The organism is Microbacterium amylolyticum (assembly GCF_011046975.1).
Classification (GTDB): domain Bacteria; phylum Actinomycetota; class Actinomycetes; order Actinomycetales; family Microbacteriaceae; genus Microbacterium; species Microbacterium amylolyticum.
In genome coordinates this window covers 2,159,381-2,178,280 of the sequence record NZ_CP049253.1, presented here as the reverse complement: position 1 = coordinate 2,178,280, position 18,900 = coordinate 2,159,381, and the positions used below count along the sequence as shown (strand labels likewise).

General features: G+C 65.9%; 15 protein-coding genes, 1 tRNA gene and 3 pseudogenes. 5 read left to right on the top strand and 14 right to left on the bottom strand.

Features of this window, described 5'->3' with window-relative positions; all coding sequences use genetic code 11:
* Nucleotide 1: 1 nt before the first annotated feature.
* The 4 genes from G6N81_RS10550 to G6N81_RS10535 form a co-directional block, all read right to left on the bottom strand.
* Nucleotides 2-1,060, bottom strand: coding sequence for an iron ABC transporter substrate-binding protein (locus G6N81_RS10550; protein ID WP_165136630.1), 1,059 nt, complete (start codon nucleotides 1,058-1,060; stop codon nucleotides 2-4).
* Between the two features lie 141 nt (nucleotides 1,061-1,201).
* Complete coding sequence (locus G6N81_RS10545) at nucleotides 1,202-2,353, bottom strand: hypothetical protein (RefSeq protein ID WP_241244959.1); 1,152 nt, start codon at nucleotides 2,351-2,353, stop codon at nucleotides 1,202-1,204.
* Nucleotides 2,354-2,364: 11 nt separating this feature from the next.
* Entirely contained in the window at nucleotides 2,365-3,312 is a 948-nt protein-coding gene (locus G6N81_RS10540; protein WP_165136627.1) for a nucleoside hydrolase, read from the bottom strand.
* 25 nt (nucleotides 3,313-3,337) lie between these two features.
* The gene (locus G6N81_RS10535) at nucleotides 3,338-3,595 is read right to left on the bottom strand and encodes an A24 family peptidase (protein ID WP_165136624.1); all 258 of its coding nucleotides are present in this window, start codon (nucleotides 3,593-3,595) and stop codon (nucleotides 3,338-3,340) included.
* A 249-nt stretch (nucleotides 3,596-3,844) separates the two neighbouring features.
* Here G6N81_RS10535 and G6N81_RS10530 point away from each other — a divergent pair.
* A pseudogene (locus tag G6N81_RS10530) lies at nucleotides 3,845-4,912 on the top strand (IS110 family RNA-guided transposase); the annotation flags it as partial.
* Nucleotides 4,913-4,959: 47 nt separating this feature from the next.
* On the opposite strand, the gene G6N81_RS10525 reads toward G6N81_RS10530, so the two are convergent.
* Nucleotides 4,960-5,667: a 2'-5' RNA ligase family protein gene (locus G6N81_RS10525; protein ID WP_241244958.1), complete on the bottom strand. Its 708-nt coding sequence runs from the start codon at nucleotides 5,665-5,667 to the stop codon at nucleotides 4,960-4,962.
* On the bottom strand, nucleotides 5,642-5,902 hold the full coding sequence (locus tag G6N81_RS10520; protein WP_165136618.1) for a hypothetical protein: 261 nt from the start codon (nucleotides 5,900-5,902) through the stop codon (nucleotides 5,642-5,644). Before G6N81_RS10520 ends, G6N81_RS10525 begins: the two co-directional genes overlap by 26 nt.
* Before the next feature lie 78 nt (nucleotides 5,903-5,980).
* On the opposite strand from G6N81_RS10520, the gene G6N81_RS10515 reads away from it, so the two are divergent.
* Nucleotides 5,981-7,081, top strand: coding sequence for an IS1249 family transposase (locus tag G6N81_RS10515; RefSeq protein WP_165136615.1), 1,101 nt, complete (start codon nucleotides 5,981-5,983; stop codon nucleotides 7,079-7,081).
* An 87-nt stretch (nucleotides 7,082-7,168) separates the two neighbouring features.
* Here G6N81_RS10515 and G6N81_RS10510 read toward each other — a convergent pair.
* The 5 genes and pseudogenes from G6N81_RS10510 to G6N81_RS10490 form a co-directional block, all read right to left on the bottom strand.
* Nucleotides 7,169-7,241 (bottom strand) — tRNA-Arg (locus G6N81_RS10510).
* Between the two features lie 121 nt (nucleotides 7,242-7,362).
* Nucleotides 7,363-7,935: an asparagine synthase gene (locus G6N81_RS10505; RefSeq protein ID WP_165136612.1), complete on the bottom strand. Its 573-nt coding sequence runs from the start codon at nucleotides 7,933-7,935 to the stop codon at nucleotides 7,363-7,365.
* Nucleotides 7,936-8,030: 95 nt separating this feature from the next.
* A pseudogene (locus G6N81_RS10500) lies at nucleotides 8,031-8,510 on the bottom strand (thiamine pyrophosphate-dependent enzyme); the annotation flags it as partial.
* A gap of 65 nt (nucleotides 8,511-8,575) precedes the next feature.
* A pseudogene (gene iolB, locus G6N81_RS10495) lies at nucleotides 8,576-9,334 on the bottom strand (5-deoxy-glucuronate isomerase); the annotation flags it as partial.
* Nucleotides 9,335-9,391: 57 nt separating this feature from the next.
* Nucleotides 9,392-10,843 carry a glyceraldehyde-3-phosphate dehydrogenase gene (locus G6N81_RS10490; protein ID WP_241245146.1) on the bottom strand — a complete coding sequence of 484 codons (1,452 nt, stop codon included), beginning with the start codon at nucleotides 10,841-10,843 and terminating at the stop codon, nucleotides 9,392-9,394.
* 338 nt (nucleotides 10,844-11,181) lie between these two features.
* On the opposite strand from G6N81_RS10490, the gene G6N81_RS10485 reads away from it, so the two are divergent.
* Entirely contained in the window at nucleotides 11,182-12,618 is a 1,437-nt protein-coding gene (locus tag G6N81_RS10485) for an AAA family ATPase (protein ID WP_165136603.1), read from the top strand.
* 57 nt (nucleotides 12,619-12,675) lie between these two features.
* Here G6N81_RS10485 and G6N81_RS10480 read toward each other — a convergent pair whose 3' ends face one another.
* The 3 genes from G6N81_RS10480 to G6N81_RS10470 form a co-directional block, all read right to left on the bottom strand.
* On the bottom strand, nucleotides 12,676-15,177 hold the full coding sequence (locus G6N81_RS10480) for a DEAD/DEAH box helicase (RefSeq protein ID WP_165136600.1): 2,502 nt from the start codon (nucleotides 15,175-15,177) through the stop codon (nucleotides 12,676-12,678).
* An 83-nt stretch (nucleotides 15,178-15,260) separates the two neighbouring features.
* Nucleotides 15,261-15,902 (bottom strand): IMPACT family protein, encoded by a 642-nt coding sequence (locus tag G6N81_RS10475; RefSeq protein WP_165136597.1) that lies wholly within the window; start codon nucleotides 15,900-15,902, stop codon nucleotides 15,261-15,263.
* 48 nt (nucleotides 15,903-15,950) lie between these two features.
* Nucleotides 15,951-16,730: an aminotransferase class IV family protein gene (locus G6N81_RS10470; protein WP_165136595.1), complete on the bottom strand. Its 780-nt coding sequence runs from the start codon at nucleotides 16,728-16,730 to the stop codon at nucleotides 15,951-15,953.
* A gap of 34 nt (nucleotides 16,731-16,764) precedes the next feature.
* Here G6N81_RS10470 and G6N81_RS10465 point away from each other — a divergent pair, with 34 nt between their 5' ends.
* Together G6N81_RS10465 and pabB are read left to right on the top strand one after the other, a co-directional pair.
* The gene (locus G6N81_RS10465; protein ID WP_165136592.1) at nucleotides 16,765-17,328 is read left to right on the top strand and encodes an anthranilate synthase component II; all 564 of its coding nucleotides are present in this window, start codon (nucleotides 16,765-16,767) and stop codon (nucleotides 17,326-17,328) included.
* Nucleotides 17,325-18,731, top strand: a complete 1,407-nt coding sequence (gene pabB, locus G6N81_RS10460) for an aminodeoxychorismate synthase component I (RefSeq protein ID WP_165136589.1) — start codon at nucleotides 17,325-17,327, stop codon at nucleotides 18,729-18,731. The genes G6N81_RS10465 and pabB overlap by 4 nt, the downstream gene beginning before the upstream one ends.
* Nucleotides 18,732-18,900 lie beyond the last annotated feature (169 nt).

Genomic DNA, 18,900 nt, shown 5'->3' with positions numbered 1-18,900 from the left:
ATTAGAGCAGGCCGGCCTCGGCCAGCAGTTCCTGTGTTGCGTCGAGCGAGTCGAGGTCGCTCAGGTCAAGGCCCGGGTTCACGAGAGTATCGATGGCGGGAAGCCCTTCGGGTGCGTCGATTCCCGGAACGAGGGGGTACTCGTAGGTTTTCTCCACGAAGTACTCCTGGCCAGCGTCGGAGACGAGGTACTCGACGAAGGCGTGAGCAGCCGCGTTGTCTTCGGCGGGAGCGAGAACTCCTGCGCCGGTGACGTTGACGATGCCGCCCGCGTCGCCGGGGAGGAACTTCAGCTGAGCGCGCATGTTGTCGGCGCCCTGCTCGGCGGCGCGCTGGTACCAGTAGTAGTGGTTGCTGAGCGCGATGTCGAGCTCACCCGTGTTGACGAGGTCCAGCGTTGCGCCGTTCTTCTCCGTGAGAACCGGATCGTTGTCGGCGATACCCTTCGCCCACTCGAGCGCGGCGTCCTCGCCCTCCAGAACGCGCAGAGCGGTGATGAACGACTGGAAGCTGGCGTTGCCGGGAGGGAAGCCGACGCGGCCGGCCCATTCCTCATCCGTCAGCGCGTCAACCGAGTCGGGCAGATCGCTCTCGTCGAGCGCCTCGCCGTCGTACGCGAAAACACGCGCGCGGCCCGTGACGCCGATCCACGATGCGTCGGAGGAGGTGAAGCCAGCGGGAACGGTGTCGGCGATCTCGTCGGGAAGCGTTGCGAGCAGTCCGGCCTTCGACAGCGCACCCAGTGCTCCGGCGTCCTGCGAGAGGAACACATCTGCGGGCGTCTTGTCGCCCTCTTCCAGCAGCAGCGCGTTCAGTTCGGTGGTGCCGGCGTAGCGCACCTCGACCTCGATGCCCGTCTCGTCGGTGAACTGCTCGACGAGAGGAGCGATGAGCTCCTCGTCACGACCCGCGTAAAGGACGATCGACGTCGCCTCGGCCGGAGTCGCGGCCTGGTCCGACTCAGCCGCAGGCGTTTCCGCAGCGCCGCTGCCGCAGGCGGTGAGTGCGAACAGCGCGGCAACAGTCGTTGTCGCACCGAGGGCAGAGGTCAGTGATCGCATGTGTACTCCCAGAATGGTGTGGGCAGAGGAACGCGCCGCCTCCGAGATCTGCTGCGGGCAACGCGTCACCACGAAGCTATAGTAAGCCTTACCTCACCTGCAAACCGGAATTCCTGTTGGCGTAACAATCACGGGTTCACATTACGAGCTCGCGAGCGCGTCCTCGATCGCCCCCTCGGGGAACTCCTCGCCGTCGAAAATCGCGCCCGTTGCGCGCGCGTCCCAACGGTGCCGCGCGCCTTCTAACGCCTCGTCCGAAAGACCGTAGAAGCCGGCGTAAGGAAGCACACTCGGGACGTATTCGACGTAGTAATCGACGAACTCCGCCACATCCGGATTGTTGTCGATCGCCGTCGTCGACACGGCGATGAAGAGCGGCCGCGTCAGCGGATACGCGCCCGATGTCGCCGCCTCGAGCGTGGGAAGCTCACCGTCGATCGCCACGTTTGTGATGAGGTCGCGCTCATCAGCATCCGCTTCGAAGTAATTTCCGATTCCCATGCACGCCAGCGCGTTGGCGTCACCGGCCACCCATCCGCTGAGCTCAGCCATGTCGTCCGTGCCCTCATAGTCAGCGCGGATGAGGGCGGCGGCAAGAAGGTTGAAGAACAGGTGCACATACGAGGCGTGCATGGCCATCTGCGCGTCAACGCCCGTGAAGGCAAACGCCGAGATGAGGGCGGTGACCGTTGTGCCGATGTTCGCGCCCACCGTGAAGGGAGAGATCTGCTTCAGCGAAAAGGCCCCGGATCCCGCGAGCGGAACGGCGAGCGCCGTGGTCGTCGACGATGACTGCACCATCACGGTCATCACGGCACCGGAGGCGATTCCGGTCAGTGGTCCGCGACCGATCGCCGTGTGCAGCACGTCCTTCGCCTTGCCCACCATGAGTACCTTGAGCAGACCGCCGATCTTGTTGATCACCAGCAGGATCAGGGCGATTCCGATCGCGATCATCAGCAGCCCCTCGGCGACGTGGTGCATCCCGAAAAGCCCCAGCACCCACTTCACGAGGTCGTAGATCGGTTCGGTGATCGTGCTGACAACGGCCCCCATCCCGCCGAAGATCGCGGCGATGATGCCACCATCACCCGAGGTGACGCTCGCGAGCGCCCCGGCGCTGCGATCGAGAATGTGGAACATCATCTCGATGGGGAGCAGAATCGCGACGGCGATGATGTTGAAAAAGTCGTGCACCGTCGCGGCCGCGAACGCCCCAAGAGCGGGATAAACGCCCGCGGACTGCGTAAAACGTCGGAGCGTGGGAGCAGACGTCCGGTGTACACCGGACAAAGAACAGATGACTAAGAACGCGCGAGCAGATCGATCATGCGGTCGGTGAAGCCGGGCTCGATCTCGAGAACCGCACAGTGACGGGCGCCGTTCAGCACCTTCCAGCCGTTCGTCATCGGGCGCAGATCCGCGATCGTCTGTCCGCGCCCTGGCCCGTGCGTGTCATCGATTTCCATGCGCACCGTCGGTGCGAGGGTCGGAACGACAAGGCCGGTGGCAACGGCAACGGCAAGCGCGTCGTGGTTTCCGGCGCACCGCTCCCCCGTGACCTCACGGTAGAAGTCGAAGTAGAAGTCGAGAATCCGCGCGACGTACTGGCCGATTTCTCCGCCCGCGGCAAGGCGCTCGCGCTGTACCTCGGTGATCATGTCGGTCATCGTCACATCGAGGCCGACGAAGGTCACACGCCAATCGGCGTCCACCATGACCTGCGCCGCCTCGGGGTCGTGGATGACGTTCGCCTCAGCGACGGGCGTGACGTTACCGGGCGCGAGGAATGCGCCGCCCATCACGGTGACGCCGCGCACGCGCTCGGGCAGCGTGGGGTCGGCGTCGAGCGCCGCCGCGATGTTCGTGAACGGCCCAACCGCGACGAGCTCGATCTCGCCCGGGTGCTCGCGCGTCAGGCGCAGAATCGTCTCGACCGCGGTCTCTCCGGACAGCTCCGGAACGAACGAGGTATCGGCCTGGCCGCCCTGGCCGTCGACGCCATGCACGTTGTGGGAGTACCAGGCGGGGCTACCGTCGCGAGGCCCGGCGGCGCCGCGCGAGACCGGAACATCGGAGCGTCCGGCGAGCTGCAAAACGGCGGCGGTGTTGCGCGCCGCCTGATCAACGTCGATGTTTCCCCACGTTGTCGTGCACGCGAGCAGGTCCGTTTCGGGCGACAACGCTGCTGTCAGAACGGCCATGGCGTCGTCAACGCCGGTATCCACATCGAGGATGATCTTCGTCTTCACCGAAGCATCCTACGGGCGCGTCCTGTCAGATCAGCCCGAGAAGTCCCAGGTGCCCGGCAGCGATCGCTGGCCCGGCAACAGCGCCGATTGCGGCCCCCACGACCATGGACGGGCCGAACGGGAAGGCCGTTTTCCGGCTGCCGCCGCGGGCGACGATGACCGTGATCCCGACCAGCGATCCCACGAGGAATCCGGCGAAGGCGCCGACGATCACCGCGCCCCATCCGATCCAGCCGAGCAAGAGCCCCAGCAGCGCCGCGAGCTTGATATCGCCGCCGCCCATCCCCCCCGTTACTTTCTTCGTAGCCGCTCGGCGAGCATGCTGGGCGGTGGCAGCCTGCCGGGCTCGGCATGATTGGTCCCCCCTGTCCTCGATGATCCGGGGGGGGTGTTGTCACCGAGCCTGGTTGGCGGTGGGTGATCGCTGATAGGGGCCAGGCCCGAGCACGCTCGAGGTCGTTCGTAACGTGGATGCCGAGACGCACCGCCGCAGCTGCCAACCCGAGCGAGCGGAGGAGCGGTGGCCAACCAGATCGAAAACTACGACCAAGTCGACGTGTTCGTCGGACTCGACGTCGGCAAAGGCGAACACCACGCAGTCGCCCTCCACCGCACCGGCAAGAAGCTCTACGACAAGGCACTGCCCAACGACGAGCAACGCCTCCGCGCCGTGCTGAGCGAGCTGCAACACCACGGCATCGTGCTGCTCATCGTGGACCAGCCCGCGACGATCCGCGCACTGCCCGTCGCGGTCGCGCAAGCCGCGGGAGCGGTCGTGGGCTACCTGCCGGGGTTGGCGATGCGGCGGATCGCGGACCTGCACCCGGGTGAGGCGAAGACCGACGCCAGGGATGCCGCGATCATCGCGGACCTGCACCCGGGTGAGGCGAAGACCGACGCCAGGGATGCCGCGATCATCGCGGAGACCGCCCGGACGATGCCGCACACGCTGCGCTCGATACAGGTCACGGACGAGCAGGTCGCGGAGCTGTCGATGCTCTGCGGGTTCGACGATGACCTCGCGGCGCAGATCACGCAAGTCGGCAACCGCATCCGCGGACTACTCACCCAGATCCACCCCGCACTGGAACGCGTGATCGGGCCACGCCTGGATCACCCCGCGATTCTTGACCTGATGCAAAGGTGGCCGTCACCGGCCGAACTGCGCGCGGCGGGCGAGAAGCGCATTGCGACCCGGATGCTGAAACTCGCGCCCCGGAAGGCCCGCGACTGGGCGCACGAGATCGTCGTCGCGCTCGATCAGCAGACCGTCGTCGTGACCGGCACCAACGCGGCCACACTGGTTCTGCCGCGGCTCGCGGCGCAGGTCGCGACGCTGCGGCGGCAGCGGGACGAGGTCGCGGCGGAGGTTGAGAGGCTGGTGGATGCGCACCCTCTTCAGCCCGTCCTGACGAGCATGCCCGGAGTCGGCGTCAGGACCGCAGCCAGACTCCTCACCGAAGTCGCAGGCAAACACTTCCCCACTGCTGGACACCTCGCCGCCTACGCCGGCCTCGCCCCCGTCACCCGACGATCCGGCTCCTCGATCAGAGGCGAGTACTCGTCGCGGCGCGGGAACAAGATCCTGAAGAACGCGATGCTCCGCGACGGCACCTTCTACGAACCTGCCGCAGGGCGAAGCGCCGCTTAGCGCCCAGTCGCCTCTTCGGCAGCTACCCCGCCAAGCATAAGTCGCTCCGAACGCTCGATCCCGTTCTCGTACCAAACAAACTCGACAGTGGCACAGACCTCCGCAGGGGCAGGATCCAACTCACGCCGGCTGACCTCGTGCGCCTTCTCCCAATCGGGTTCGGAAAGGGTGCTCGCGTAAACCAATGACAGATGAAAGACCCATTCATCAAGCGTGAGCTCACCAATGCGATAGAAGTCCGTGGCGTCCAGCGCCGCCGTGAGGCTGGCGTACGCCTCGATCAGCGATGGCGTCCGCTGCAAACGAGCGATCAGCACCTGGAACGGCGGAGGGAACCCGTCAACACCCTCGACCTGCAACCGAATAGCCGGTTGCTCGCTGGCCCAGCGCACGAGAAGCTCCCGCAACGCGTCAACACGCTCGGGTTCATAAAAGCCGCGCAGCGTGACGTGGCCCGTGTTCGGGAACGAAACCGAACCAGGCAGCACGCTCAGAAGCGATTCTTGCTCGGTCTCGTAGAACGAGGCGACCTTGCCTGCCGGACGCACCACCAAATATTGCTGGCCGTTCAACGAATCGAGCAGTGAGGGATCCGTCATAAACGCTCTAACCATTCCGAACACCTTTCGCGTCGATTCGTCCGAGGCTATTCGCTCATCCGGGTTCACCAAGCCTGCATTACGACCGCCGTTGCTTTCCGGCATCGCCCACGATCTGATGCGCACGAGGCGTCAGTTCGACTTGACGAACAACATAGGGGCACCCCCCGCCGGTGAGCCGGAGCTGAGAAACGACGGGCCGAAGGACCCGCCCATTGGTGCGGAAATAGTCGATCGATCCGCGCAGTTCGCTGACGATGGGACGCAGCGCCTCGGCGACGACCGCGGCGACATCTTCCCACCGAGACGCACCTCGGCGGAAAACGGGGTTATCGGCCAAAAGGAGTGGATGACTCCGTGATCTAACCGCGTGATCGCGCGGTAGAACGAGAACAGGCATGGTCTGCGAGGCTTACTCGTGGACCTTCCGACGAACTCGACGACCTGTCTGGTATGCGGCAGCAAGCTGGTCAAGAACGGGAAACACCGCTCCGGAACCCAACGCTGGCGTTGCCCGTCCTGCGGATCCTCGAGCGTGCGCCGCCGACCCGATGTGACCGCCCGGGAACAGCTCCGCGCCTTCGCCTGCTGGCTCACCGGGAAACTCACCCAAGCCGAGATCGACGGGACGGCCACCGGGCGCTCGTTCCGTCGCCGCACCGCGTGGTGCTGGGACATCTCCCCGCGGCTGGGCCCGGTCGAGACGACCTATCACGCGGTCCTCGTCGATGGCATCCACATCGGCACCTGGTGCCTGCTCATCGCCCTGTCCGACACCGGACACGTCCTCGCCTGGCAATGGTGCGCAAGAGAGAACACCGCGGCCTGGAAAGCACTGTTCGAGCAGATCCCCGCGCCCGGCATCGTCGTCTCCGATGGCGGCAGCGGCCTCCCGTCCGCACTACGACAGGCCTGGCCCGAGACAAAGCATCAACGCTGCCTATTCCACCTGCAGATGAACATCACCCGTCACCTCACCCGCAACCCCAGAACCCCGGCCGGGCGCGCGCTACGGCGCCTGGTGATGGACCTCTCCGCCGTCCGTGACGCGGATTCCGCCATCGAGTGGCAACTGCTCCTGGAGCAATGGTGGCAGTCATTCGGTCACCTCACCACCGAACGGACCTTGTTCCGCAACGGCCAGTTCGGATTTACCCATGACCGGCTCCGGAAGGCCTGGCTGCTGGTCCGCCTGGTCGTGAGGAAGGACCTCATCTTCACTCACATCGCCTACGGCAACCCGCGCACCACCAGCCCACTCGAGGGACTAAACGCACAGATCCGCGACCTGTTGCGTCGACACCGGGGAATGAGCGAGAAACACCGCCGCCGCGCGGTCGAGTGGTATCTCACCCTGCACGAGCTCCCACTCGAACACGCTCTCGACCTCGCGAAACCCGTCGAACCCGTCACCGGGCCGGCACCGGACGAGGAGCCGATCGGCCCCGCCCTTTATGACACAGGTCTCGACGCGGGTGAAGGGCTCTGGTCCCGATCAGGATGGGCAGGACGCGGGTGACACGCCAGACCCATCCACTCTTTTTGGCCGGTAACCCGGAAAACGACAAAGGCCCGGTTCCGAAGAACCGGGCCTTTGTGCGACGTGTGCGCCCCGAGGGACTCGAACCCCCAACCTTCTGATCCGTAGTCAGATGCTCTATCCATTGAGCTAGGGGCGCATTTGTCGTTGCCGTGGCAACTCAATTACTTTACAACGTCCGCGTGCCGAGCGCGAAATCCGCGGGGTTGACGCGCCAATCCGGGCGTGTCTGAGGATTCCGTGAACGCAGGAGCGCCCGGTCAGCCCGCTTCGCTCTGCGCTTCGCGAGCCTGCTGCCGCTTCTTCGTGTCGCTCGCCAGGGTCTGCAGGTCGACAAGGCGCAGCGCCTGCATGCGGGCTTCGCGCATGATGTCGTAGTCAGGGTCGTCGTCGGGGCGCATTGCCTCGATCTGCAGGCGGCGCTCAAGCGTTGATTCGACGTCGTGCCACGCGGCATCACGTGCCGCCTCAACGAGGTTCTGCAGGGTGTCCTCGTCCTCCGCGAGGCCGCGGAGCTTCTTCGCAACGCCCGCATACTGCTTAGCGCGCTTGCGAAGATTGCGGACATCGCGATCGCGGTAGTCGTGCGTACCGTGCGGATCACTATGCCTGCCCCATGCCTTGGCACGCTGCGTTCGCACCGCTTCCGAAGCGCGCTCCTGTTCTGACGCGAGCGCAAGAAGCGAGTCTTTGGCGTAGGGGAGGAAGGCGCTGTGGTCGAAATCGTCGTCCTGAGCGATCGTGTCAATCAGGATGCGGTTTTTCACCTGCAGGCGCGCGGCAGCGAGGGCGATTGCCACGCCCTCTTCGATGGCCTCAGCCGCTCGCCTCATCTTCCGCCTCCCGATCGTCGGACTCAGCTTACTGAGCGCGTGCGTGAAGCGTCGGAGATTTTCTCTATCCGTCTGCGCCAGTCGACGCAACGCGTTCAACCAAGGAGGGGCCGCTTTGCCTTCAGCTGTTCGAGGTAGTCGGCACGTGCCGTACGCGTGGGGTCGAGAGACGATTCCTCCGCCACCGGCACATCCCACCATCCCGCACCATCGGGAGCGTAGATGAGCGGGTCGCTGTTGATGTGAATCACGGTGGACTCGTCCGAAGCCTTCGCCTCCGCCATCGCGCGCTGAAGGTCAACGATTGCGTTCGGCCCCGGCTGCACCTCGACCGTGTGGATGCCGTAGCTGCGCGCGTTGGCCGCCAGGTCGACCGGCAGCACCTCCTCGCTCTGGAAGTGGCGCTCTGTCTCGTCGTAGCGTCGATACCAGGTACCGAAGCGCTCGGACCCAACGGTTTCGGACAAGTGTCCGATCGAGGCGTAGCCATGGTGCTGGATGAGAACAACGATGAGTTTGAGGCCCTCTGCGACCGCGGTGACGAGCTCGGTGTTGAGCATGAGGTACGAGCCGTCGACGGTCCATTGGTTCGCGAGGAACTTGACGAGCGCCTGGCTCACCGTCATCCGCTTCACCGTGCTCATGCCTCGCTCCTGCTCTCGTACGGCAGGCGTTCGTCAAACGCCTGCCCCTCCCACGTTTCGCGCGCCCAGGCGTGTGCCGGGTCGTCGCTGATGTGCCACACGCATTCGGCGTCGGGCCCCGCCATCACGTTCAAGTAGTAGAGGTCGTACCCCGACGCAGCCACGGCGGGACCGTGATAGCCGTAGGGAACAAGAGCGACGTCGCCCGTTCGCACCTGTGCGTTGATGTCGATCGCACCGGCCGGAGAGGAATACGTGCTGAACATCCCGAACGCCGCAGCGGCACGGGCGTTTTCTCCCCCGACGCGTGTCGGCGCCGATTCGAAGTAGTAGATCTCCTCGAGTCGCGACTCGTGACCGGGGCGGTGCTCATCGTGCTTGTGCGGAGGGTACGACGACCAGTTCTCGGCCGGGGTGATCGCTTCGCACACGATGAAGCGTGCGGCATCGAGCGCCTGTGGCGTTCCGAAGTTGTGCACCTGCCGGCTCGATGCGCCGGAGCCGCGGAGCTCAACGGGGGTGTCAGCGGCCGACAGATGCCGTGTCTCGACGATGGTGTCCGTGGGACTGGTGGCGACGGCAACGCGCCCGATGCCCGTGATCGTCGCTGTCTCGGCCGTCGACACATAGAGCGTGTCGCTCGGCCCGTCAAACACCGAACGCCGTCCGGCCAGCTCGATCGTTCGTGGCTCGCCGTCGCCGATAACGTCGACGTGGAACGACCCCGCCAGGGGGATGATGAGTTTTTCCTCGCCCTGCCCGACCGGACATGTACAGCTTCGAGACCACCCTCGTCGCGAAATAGTGAGGGCTCAGGCCAGGGCGGTCTGCGCCTCGCTCGCCAGTTCCTCGGCAACCGCATCGGCGGCCGTGAAGCCGTGCCGCTCCGGCACCTCGGGCGTGTGCAGTCCAGCCATCTGCTCGAGCACGCGCACCACCTGGCTGGAGTAGCCGAACTCGTTGTCGTACCAGACGTACAGCACGACGTCCTCGCTCCCATCCGCCACTGTGGCGAGCCCGTCGACGATTCCGGCCCGGGTGCTCCCGACGAAGTCGGAAGAGACGGCCTCCGGCGATTCGCTGTAGTCGATCTGATCGCGGAGCGGTGAGGCGATCGACGTGTGCCGCAGAAAGGCGTTGAGCTCATCGCGCGCAGCGCCGCGCGACAGTCGCAGGTGCAAAATCGCGAGCGACACATCGGGCGTGGGAACGCGAATCGCGCTCCCCGTCAACCGTCCGGCAAGCTGCGGCAACGCCTTGGCAACAGCCCGCGCAGCGCCGGTCTCGGTGATGACCATGTTCAGGCCCGCGGCACGGCCGCGCCTGTCGCCCTTGTGGAAATTGTCGATGAGGTTCTGGTCGTTGGTGTACGAGTGCACCGTTTCGACGTGACCGCGCTCAACGCCGAACGCCTCATCCAGAGCCGAGAGAACCGGCGTAATCGCGTTGGTCGTGCACGAGGCCGCCGACACGATACGGTCCTCCGCTTCAATGCTCTCGTCGTTAACACCCGCGACGATGTTCTTCAGGGCACCGCTGCCGGGGGCCGTCAGCAAGACACGGGCGACGCCACGGGAACGCAGGTGCTGCCCCAGCCCTTCCTCGTCCCGCCAGATGCCGGTGTTGTCGATGACGATCGCATCGTCGATTCCGTACTGCGTGTAGTCGATCGTCGCCGGATCGTTCGAGCGAATCACCCGGATCAGTGCACCGTTTGCCCGGATCGTGTCGGACGCCTCGTCGATGTCGATTGTGCCGGCGAACGCCCCGTGAACGGAGTCTCGGCTGAGCAGGCTCGCACGCTTGGCCAGATCTCCGGCGCCGCCGCCGCGCACAACGATCGCGCGCAACCGGAGCCCGTCTCCCGCGCCCTGGTGCGAGATGAGAATACGCGCGACGAGGCGGCCGATCCGTCCGAAGCCGTACAGGATGACGTCCGTCGGCCCGTGCGCCGTTACGGCCATGATGCCCGCGAGCTCGCGGCGCAGGAAGGCGTCGATGGTCTCGTCGTCGAGGCTGAGCCCCTCGTCCTCCATCCGGGACACGATGCTCGCCACGTCGACGGCCGCGGGAACCGTTGCCACCCGCTCCACACCGGCGAGAATGGCCATCGTCTTGTGCGGCTCGAGGATCTCATCGCCGGCTGTGCGCGGAAAGCGGTGCGCCGTGAGCAGGTCCGTCGGCGACAGCCCCGTGAGGCGGCGACCATGCACGGAGGGAATGATGCCCTGACCTCGCGAGAGCCGCCCGATCTGCGGAATCATCAGCTCGGCGATCTCTTCCCGAGCGCTCCACTGCCGGCGGTTCTCCTCGTATGCGTCGCTCACGGTATGCGGCTCCCTTGCCTCGTGGACGTGTTCTTCCTCCAGGCTAGGAAAGAGTGAGTGATTCTCATGGCCAGTTCGACGTGAAGAATTGACATATTTAACGCTTGAGCAAGCGGGGCGGTGAACAATCTCGCTCCGTGCGATAAGAAGCCCGCTCGCGAAAGGGGCACGCCGAAAACGCGTCGCCCATCACCCGCTTCCGAGGGAACCCGACACTAGGCTTACCGATACGAGGGGGCCGACGAACGGCCGCCTGAAGTCACGGGAGGGACCCGATGCGCGAAAGCTCGAACGACGACGGACTCAACGCCACGATCCATGAGAACGGGTCTGCGGTCCTGGTCGTCGACGAGACGCCCCGCACGATCGCGACGAGCCACGCCGAGGACGCGCGGCGCGAGATCGTCAGGATGACGGCCGAGATTGCCCGGCAAATCGGTTCGCCGATGCGCGTGATCGTCAGCGAACCCGACGGCACATGGCCGCTTGTGGTCGACGGCAACGAGAACGTCGAATACGCCGCGCCGGAGGGCGCACCGCGGCCCGTTCCGCGCGCCGCTACCCCCTCGCCCGCCGCGAGCCTGCCAGAGGAGTCCCCCATCACACGCCAAGCCCCGCGCGATGCGGCAACACAGTCCCTGCCGGTGATCGATCCGGCTGCCGCGCGAGCACGCTCCTCTGCTCCGACCCTGAGCCCCGCTGGCTCGGCCGAGAAGACACCGGCCGGAATCGCAACACCGCGCGTTTCCTCGCGCGAGTTCGCCGACCGACGCGCGCAGCGCGAAACCTTCCTCACCGGCGAGCGCGACGAGCAGCTAGAAGAGCCCGCAACACGCGGCTTCCGCGGGGCGATGACCCGCATGGGCCTGCGGATGGCCCCGGGAGAAAGCGAGCGTTCCGAGCGCTCCGACCAGATGGCGGTCGCTCAGCACTGGCCGGGCCCGCGCACCATCGCCGTCGTGAACGGCAAGGGCGGATCCGGTAAGACCCCAACGACGATCCTGACCGCAGCCGTTTTTGCGCGCTTCGGCGGAGCGGGAGTTCTTGCCTGGGACAACAACCAGACCCGTGGAACGCTCGGTTGGCGCACCGAACAGGGCGCACACGATGCCACCCTGCACGACCTCCTCGAAGCATCCGATCACCTGCTCTCCGCCGAGGCCCAGGCCGCAGACGTTGCGCACTACGTTCACCACCAGCGTCGCGACCGCTTCGACGTTCTGCGGTCGCAGCCCATCGCGCTCGCGGAGGAACAGCGCATCAGCGCTGACGATGTCGACCACATTCACGCGGTTGCCGCCCGGTACTACCGCCTGATCGTGATGGACTCCGGAAACGATGAGTCGGACCCGCTGTGGCGTCGCATGATCGATCACACGGATCAGCTGGTCGTCGCCACGACCACACGAGACGAGCACGCGGAAGCCGGTGCGTTGCTCCTCGACGCTCTGGCAGAGCGCGATGAGCGATCCGCGCAGCTGGCCGCGAACGCGGTGACAATTGTCAACCAGGCCGACTCGAAGGCGCCGACCAACGAAGTACGCCGCGTTGTGGAGGGCTACCGCAAGCTCACCCGCGACGTTGTGCAGATCCCCTTCGACCCGGCGATCATCGACGGCCACCTACACTTCGCGGCTCTGCGCCCCGACACCCAGCGCGCGTGGCTGGCCGCAACGGCCACAATCGCTCGCGGGCTCGTCGGCGAAGCCTGATCACACATACAACGGCGGCCCCACTCCCTCATCGGAGTGGGGCCGCCGTTGTATGTGTCAGAGCCGGGCGAGCGACACATCGGCCAGAACGGCCTCCGCCTCGTCGGCCGATGCCTGCAGGTCGATCATCGCGGTCAGGCGCCAGTCGTGGTTCCCCTCCGGATCGTCGATCGTCTGCTCCACCAGCCACGTCTCCCGCCCCTTCTCGATGCGGCACATCTGGGGCGCGCGCGCGGCACCGCCCGTGAGCATCTCGTTGTGCTCGGCGAAGTAGGCATCGAGTGCCTCGGGCCAGCCGGCTTCGGGGTCCAGCGCCTCCAGCTCGTCGTCCTTTTCCAGCGCCGCCAGCTGCACGCGGCGGAACATTGCGTTGCGAACCAGAACGGTAAACGCCCGCTCGTTCTTGACAATGGATGGCGGCGCGGGAGGTACGACGGGCCCGTCCCCCGGCGCCTGGTCGGCTCCGGCGACGAGCGTTTCCCATTCGTCAACGAGACTCGAGTCCACCTGGCGGATCATCTCGCCGAGCCACTCGACGATGTCATCCAGTTCCTCGGAGTGGGCCTCGGCCGGAACCGTCTGGCGAATCGCCCGGAACGCATCGGAGAGGTATCGCAAAACAAGGCCCTCGCTGCGGGCCAGCTGGTACCACTGCACGAAATCAGCGAAGGTCATGGCCCGCTCGAACATGTCGCGCACAATCGACTTCGGCGACAGCGGGAAGTCGCGCACCCACGGCTGCGATGTCGCAAACGTCTCGAACGCCTGTGTCAGCAGGTCGTCGAGCGGTTTCGGGTACGTGATCTCCTCGAGCAGCTCCATGCGCTCTTCGTACTCGATGCCGTCTCGCTTCATGGCACCGACGGCCTCGCCACGCGCCTTGTACTCCTGCTGAGACAGGATCGCGCGAGGGTTGTCCAGCGTCGACTCGATGATGCTGACAACGTCGAGCGCATAGCTTCCCGAGCCGACGCCCCCGTCGCCCTCATCAGGGTCGAGAAGCTCGATCGCCGCCAGAGCAAACGGGGACAGCGGCTGGTTCAGCGCGAAGTTCGCCTGCAATTCGACAACGAGGCGGATGTTCCCGTCGACGATCTCGACGAGCTCGGCGTCACGCAGCGTCCGGAAGATCGCGAGCGCCCGACGGGCCAGCGCGTACTGATCGCGGCGCGGCTGGTGGTTATCGAACACGAGGGAACGGACGTTGCCGAAGACATCACCGCCGCGGGCGATGATGTTGATCAGAATCGCCGACGTCATGTGCATCTGCGGGCTGAGCGCTTCAGGTTCAGCTTCGATGATCTTCTCGAAGCTCTGCTCGCTCCAGCTGACGAATCCCTTCGGCGCCTGCTTCTTCTGCACCTTCTTGCGCTTCTTGGGGTCATCACCCGCCTTCTTCATGGCCTGTTCGTTCTCGATCTCGTGCTCGGGTGCCAGCACGACGACGTTGCCGTACGGGTCGAATCCGGCACGTCCCGCACGGCCGGCGATCTGGTGGAACTCGCGGGCGCCGAGTCGGCGCATCCGAGATCCGTCATACTTCGACAGCGCCGTGACAAGAACCGTGCGGATCGGCACGTTGATGCCAACGCCGAGGGTGTCGGTTCCGCAGATGACGCGGAGCAGACCGCGCTGCGCGAGCGTTTCGACCAGGCGGCGGTAGCGCGGGAGCATTCCGGCGTGGTGTACGCCGATACCAGCGCGCACCAGCCGTGACAGCGTCTTGCCGAAATTGGTCGTGAACCGGAAGTCGCCGATTGCCTCAGCAATCTCATCGCGCTGCGGGCGGGTGGTGACATTGATGCTCGACAGCGCCTGGGCGCGCTCCATAGCCTGCGCCTGGCTGAAGTGCACGACGTAAACGGGGACCTCGCTCTCCTGGAGGAGGTTTTCGACCACCTCGTGAGCGGCTTTCTTCTCGTAGCTGAAGTGCAGGGGAACCGGTCGCTCGGCACCCGCAACGAGGGTCGTTTCGCGACCGGTGCGTCGGGTGAGGTCGCGTTCGATCATGGTCGTGTCGCCGAGGGTCGCCGACATCAGCAGGAACTGCGCGCGCGGCAGGAGTAACAGCGGAACCTGCCAGGCCCAGCCACGATCGCGATCACCGTAGTAGTGGAACTCGTCCATGACCACCTGGTCGACGTTCGCGCTTTCTCCTTCGCGCAGCGCGAGGTTCGCGAGAATCTCCGCTGTGCAGCACACGATCGGCGCGTCGCCGTTCACGGACGAGTCTCCCGTGACGAGACCGACGTTCTCGGCGCCGAAGATCTCCACGAGCGAGAAGAACTTCTCACTGACGAGGGCCTTGATCGGCGCCGTGTAGTACGTGCGTCCGCTGCGCCCCAGGGCGATGGCGTGCGCCGCCGTCGCCACAAGCGACTTCCCGGTTCCGGTGGGCGTGGCAAGGATGACGTTGTTGCCCTGGACGAGCTCCATCACGGCCTCGTCCTGCGCCGGGTACAGCTCGATCCCCCTCTCGAGCGTCCATTCGAGAAAGGCGTCGTACAGGGAATCGGCGTCGGCGCCCGCGGAACGGACGGCGTCAAGAAGGGAAGGCATCACGTCGAGTCTGCCACTCGCGCGCCCGCACGTCCCCTTCGCGGCCACGCGCCGGACGGAATGCGCACCGCCCTCACCTCGGATCAGTCGATCACATCAACAACGCGAACCTCGCCGACGAGGGGTGTCACCGTGCCCTGCGACCAGGCGGCGACATCATCGCGGAGACGAACAAGCTCCGTCTCGGGAACCCATGCCTCGAGCGTTGCGCTCTGTGCGTAGGTGGTTTCGCCCAGGGTCGCTCCGCCACGAGATGCCCATTCGCGCAGGTGATTATCAAAGCGGCCGGCATCGGCGTGAGGAACGTCGAGCGTCACCCGCGTCAGAGCACGTCGGTACACAATCGTGGCGTGGTCGAGGGCCTCACTGACGGCGCCGCCGTATGCCCGCACCAGACCGCCCGCGCCCAGTTTCACCCCGCCGAAATACCGAGTGACAACCGCGACGATGTCGGTCAGGCCGCGACGCTTCAGCACCTCCATCATCGGTACCCCTGCGGTTCCCGACGGCTCGCCGTCGTCCGAGGAACGCGCCTGATCACCCAGAACTCCCGTGATCATGGCGGTGCAGTTGTGATTGGCGTCCCAGTGGCGTTTGCGGACGATCGCGATGAACTGATCAGCCTCCACCACGGATCCCACCGGCTGAAGGTAGGTAAGAAACCGCGACCGTTTGACGTCGAGCTCGTGGACGACGGGCTCGGCGATCGTCGCGGGGTAGTCCATCCGTCGAGGCTACCGTTCCCCTGCCGCGCGGGCTCCCCCGGCGAGGACCTACAGTGGCTCGCCGCTGATACCCCGGTAGGCGTGGCGCAGTCGATCCAGTGCCGGGTGATCCGTTGGCCAGGACACATCGTCGACCGCGGTGATCGGACGAACGCCGACGCCCGAGCTCGTGGCAAAGGCCGCGTCCATACTGCCGAGGCGTTCGAGAGAGACGTACTCCGCGGAGGTCTCTCCCGCCACCGAGTCGAGAAGATCGCGCGTGACGCCGGGGAGGGCGTCGCCGTCTGCCCAAATCACGCGATCACCCTGCACAAAGCCGATGTTCCACGTTGGCCCCTCCGAAATGCGCCCGCCGCCGTCGACGAACAGCGCATCATCGAAACCGGCCCGCTGCGCCAGGCGGCGGCGATACAGCGCCCCAAAGAGGCCGGTGTGCTTGAGCTCCGGGGTGTCCCGGCCGAAGCGAACCGACTGCAGGGTGATCGGCGGGAGCTCATCATCCGAGGCGGGCCGGGGCGTGACGAGAATGCTCGGCGATGCGTCGGCACCCGGGCGTTCGAGCCGCAGCGCGGGATCGAACAGCGTGATGCGAACAGTGACGGATGAGGATTCATCAGCGATGGCGGCACGAATGCGCTCGCGCACGAGATCCGCGTCGAGGTCCACGTCGAAGAGCGTCCGCGCATCGCGCACGAGCCGCTCAAGGTGCATCGCGAGGCCGCGCACGAGACCGTCATCGACACGGACGGTGGTGAAGTGCGCGAACCCCAGCATGGCGAGCGGCTGAAGATCCTGTGCGGTCACGGGCGCACCGTCGAGCTGCTGCATGCGTTCAGTCTCGCACTTCGCGCAGAATAGAGGGATGGCCCGTGTTCTCCTCGTCGACAACTACGACTCCTACACGGGCAATATCGCGCAGATCATCTGGAGCGCCACCGGCTCGGCCCCCGATCTCGTACAAAACGACCGAATCGATCTCGCGGCGCTACCCGGCTATCGCCATATTGTTCTCGGCCCCGGTCCGGGAACGCCCCACCGTGCGGAAGACGCCGGGCTCGGACGCGACGTCCTGCGGCGAGCGCGCGTTCCCGTTCTGGGCGTCTGCTTCGGCTTTCAGACCATGGCGGCCGAGCTGGGCGGATCCGTTGTGCGCGCTCCCCGTCCGGCGCACGGCATTGTCGATGCCGTCACGCATGATGGTTCCGCGCTCTTTCGCGGGGTGCCCCACACGTTCGATGCCACGCGTTATCACTCCCTCGTGGTGGAGGAGCCCGCGCCGCTGACGATCACGGCACGTTCTGCCGATGCCCTTCCGATGGCGGGCGAGGTGCCGGAGCGCGGGTGGTACGGCGTGCAGTTCCATCCCGAGTCGATCGGAACCGACTGGGGCCCGCGGATCATTCGCAACTTCTTGGAGATGACGTGACCGAACAGCACCGCGGCACCTGGCAGGCGTGGACGAGGCGCGTGACGTTCACGGGGGATGCAGAAGCGCTCTTCGCTCATCTCTATGGCTCGCGGCAGACGGCGGTGTGGCTGGACAGCGCGCACCGCGCGTACGACATGGGCCGCTTCTCGATCATGGGGGCGCCCGAAACATCGCGGGATCATGTTCTGGAGTATGACGCGGCGGCATCGCGTGTCACGGTGGATGGCTCCCCGGCGGGGTCCGAGCTGTGGGGGGAGATCGCCGATCGCATCGATGCCCATCCGGTGTCGCAGATCGCGGGCATTCCGTTTGCGGGCGGGTATGTGGGGGCGATCGGCTATGGCGCAAAACAGATCGGCCATGGCACACACGCTCCGGACGCACAGCTGACCCACCTCAGCCGGTTCCTCGTGATCGATCACGCTGCCGGTGAGCTGATCGCCGTCGCCGTTGGTCCCGCTGCGGAGCAGGAGGACGCGGACGCGTGGATCGCGCACACACTCGATCGCGCAACCGCGTGCGAGCCCCTTCCCGCTCCGGCAGATACCGCCCCCGCCGGAGCGGCGAGCGCGTCTGTCACGCGCGAAAAGTATCTGGATGATCTGGGAACCGTTCGGACCTGGTTGGCCGCCGGGGACTCCTACGAGGCCTGCTACACCTACTCCCTTCACTTTCCGTTTTCCGGCGATGGCTTCGAGGTGTACCGCCGTTTGCGTCGCGACAACGCCGCCCCCTACGCCGCTTTTCTCCGCCTGCCCGGCCGCGACATCCTGTCGTGCTCCCCCGAGCGCTTTTTGACCGTCGCGCCGGATGGCTGGGCGGAGACAAAGCCGATCAAGGGAACCGCGCGCCGCCACCTCGATCCGGCCGCGGACGCCGAGGCGGCACGGGCCCTCGCGGCGGATCCGAAAACGCGCGCGGAGAATCTCATGATCGTCGACCTGCTGCGCAACGATCTCGGTCGTGTCAGCGCTCCGGGAACCGTGACGGTGCCGCGGCTCATGGGCGTCGAGAGCTATGCAACGGTGCATCAGCTCGTCACCTCCGTGCGGTCCAAGCTGCTCCCGCGCAGCGCTGCGGGCGTGTGCGCTGCCGAGGCTCTCTTCCCACCGGGGTCGATGACGGGTGCGCCCAAGAAGCGCACGGTGGAGATGCTGGACGATCTCGAGGCGGTTCCGCGCGGGGTATATTCGGGCGTTGTCGGCTTCTTCTCCGCGGACGGCGCCGTTGATCTCTCCGTGGTGATCCGCACGGCCGTGATCGAAAACGGCGAGGCGCGCATCGGAACCGGAGGCGCGATCACCTACGACAGCGTGCCCGAAGACGAGCTCGACGAAACGATCGCGAAGTCGGGCGCCGTCTTGCGCGCTTTCGGACGCACACACCCGTTCGCGGGCTGAGGCACATCGTCCACAGGGCTGATGTGGGCGCTTAGGAGCACCCGGTCACCTGTGCGAACACCAGAACATTCGTTCTGTCGCGCCAGATGGGCACGGGATGGTCCCGGTCCCGGCGCGAAAGGTAAACGACCCGCGTTTCGCCGGTGTGGCACAAACGATTCGGCCGCGC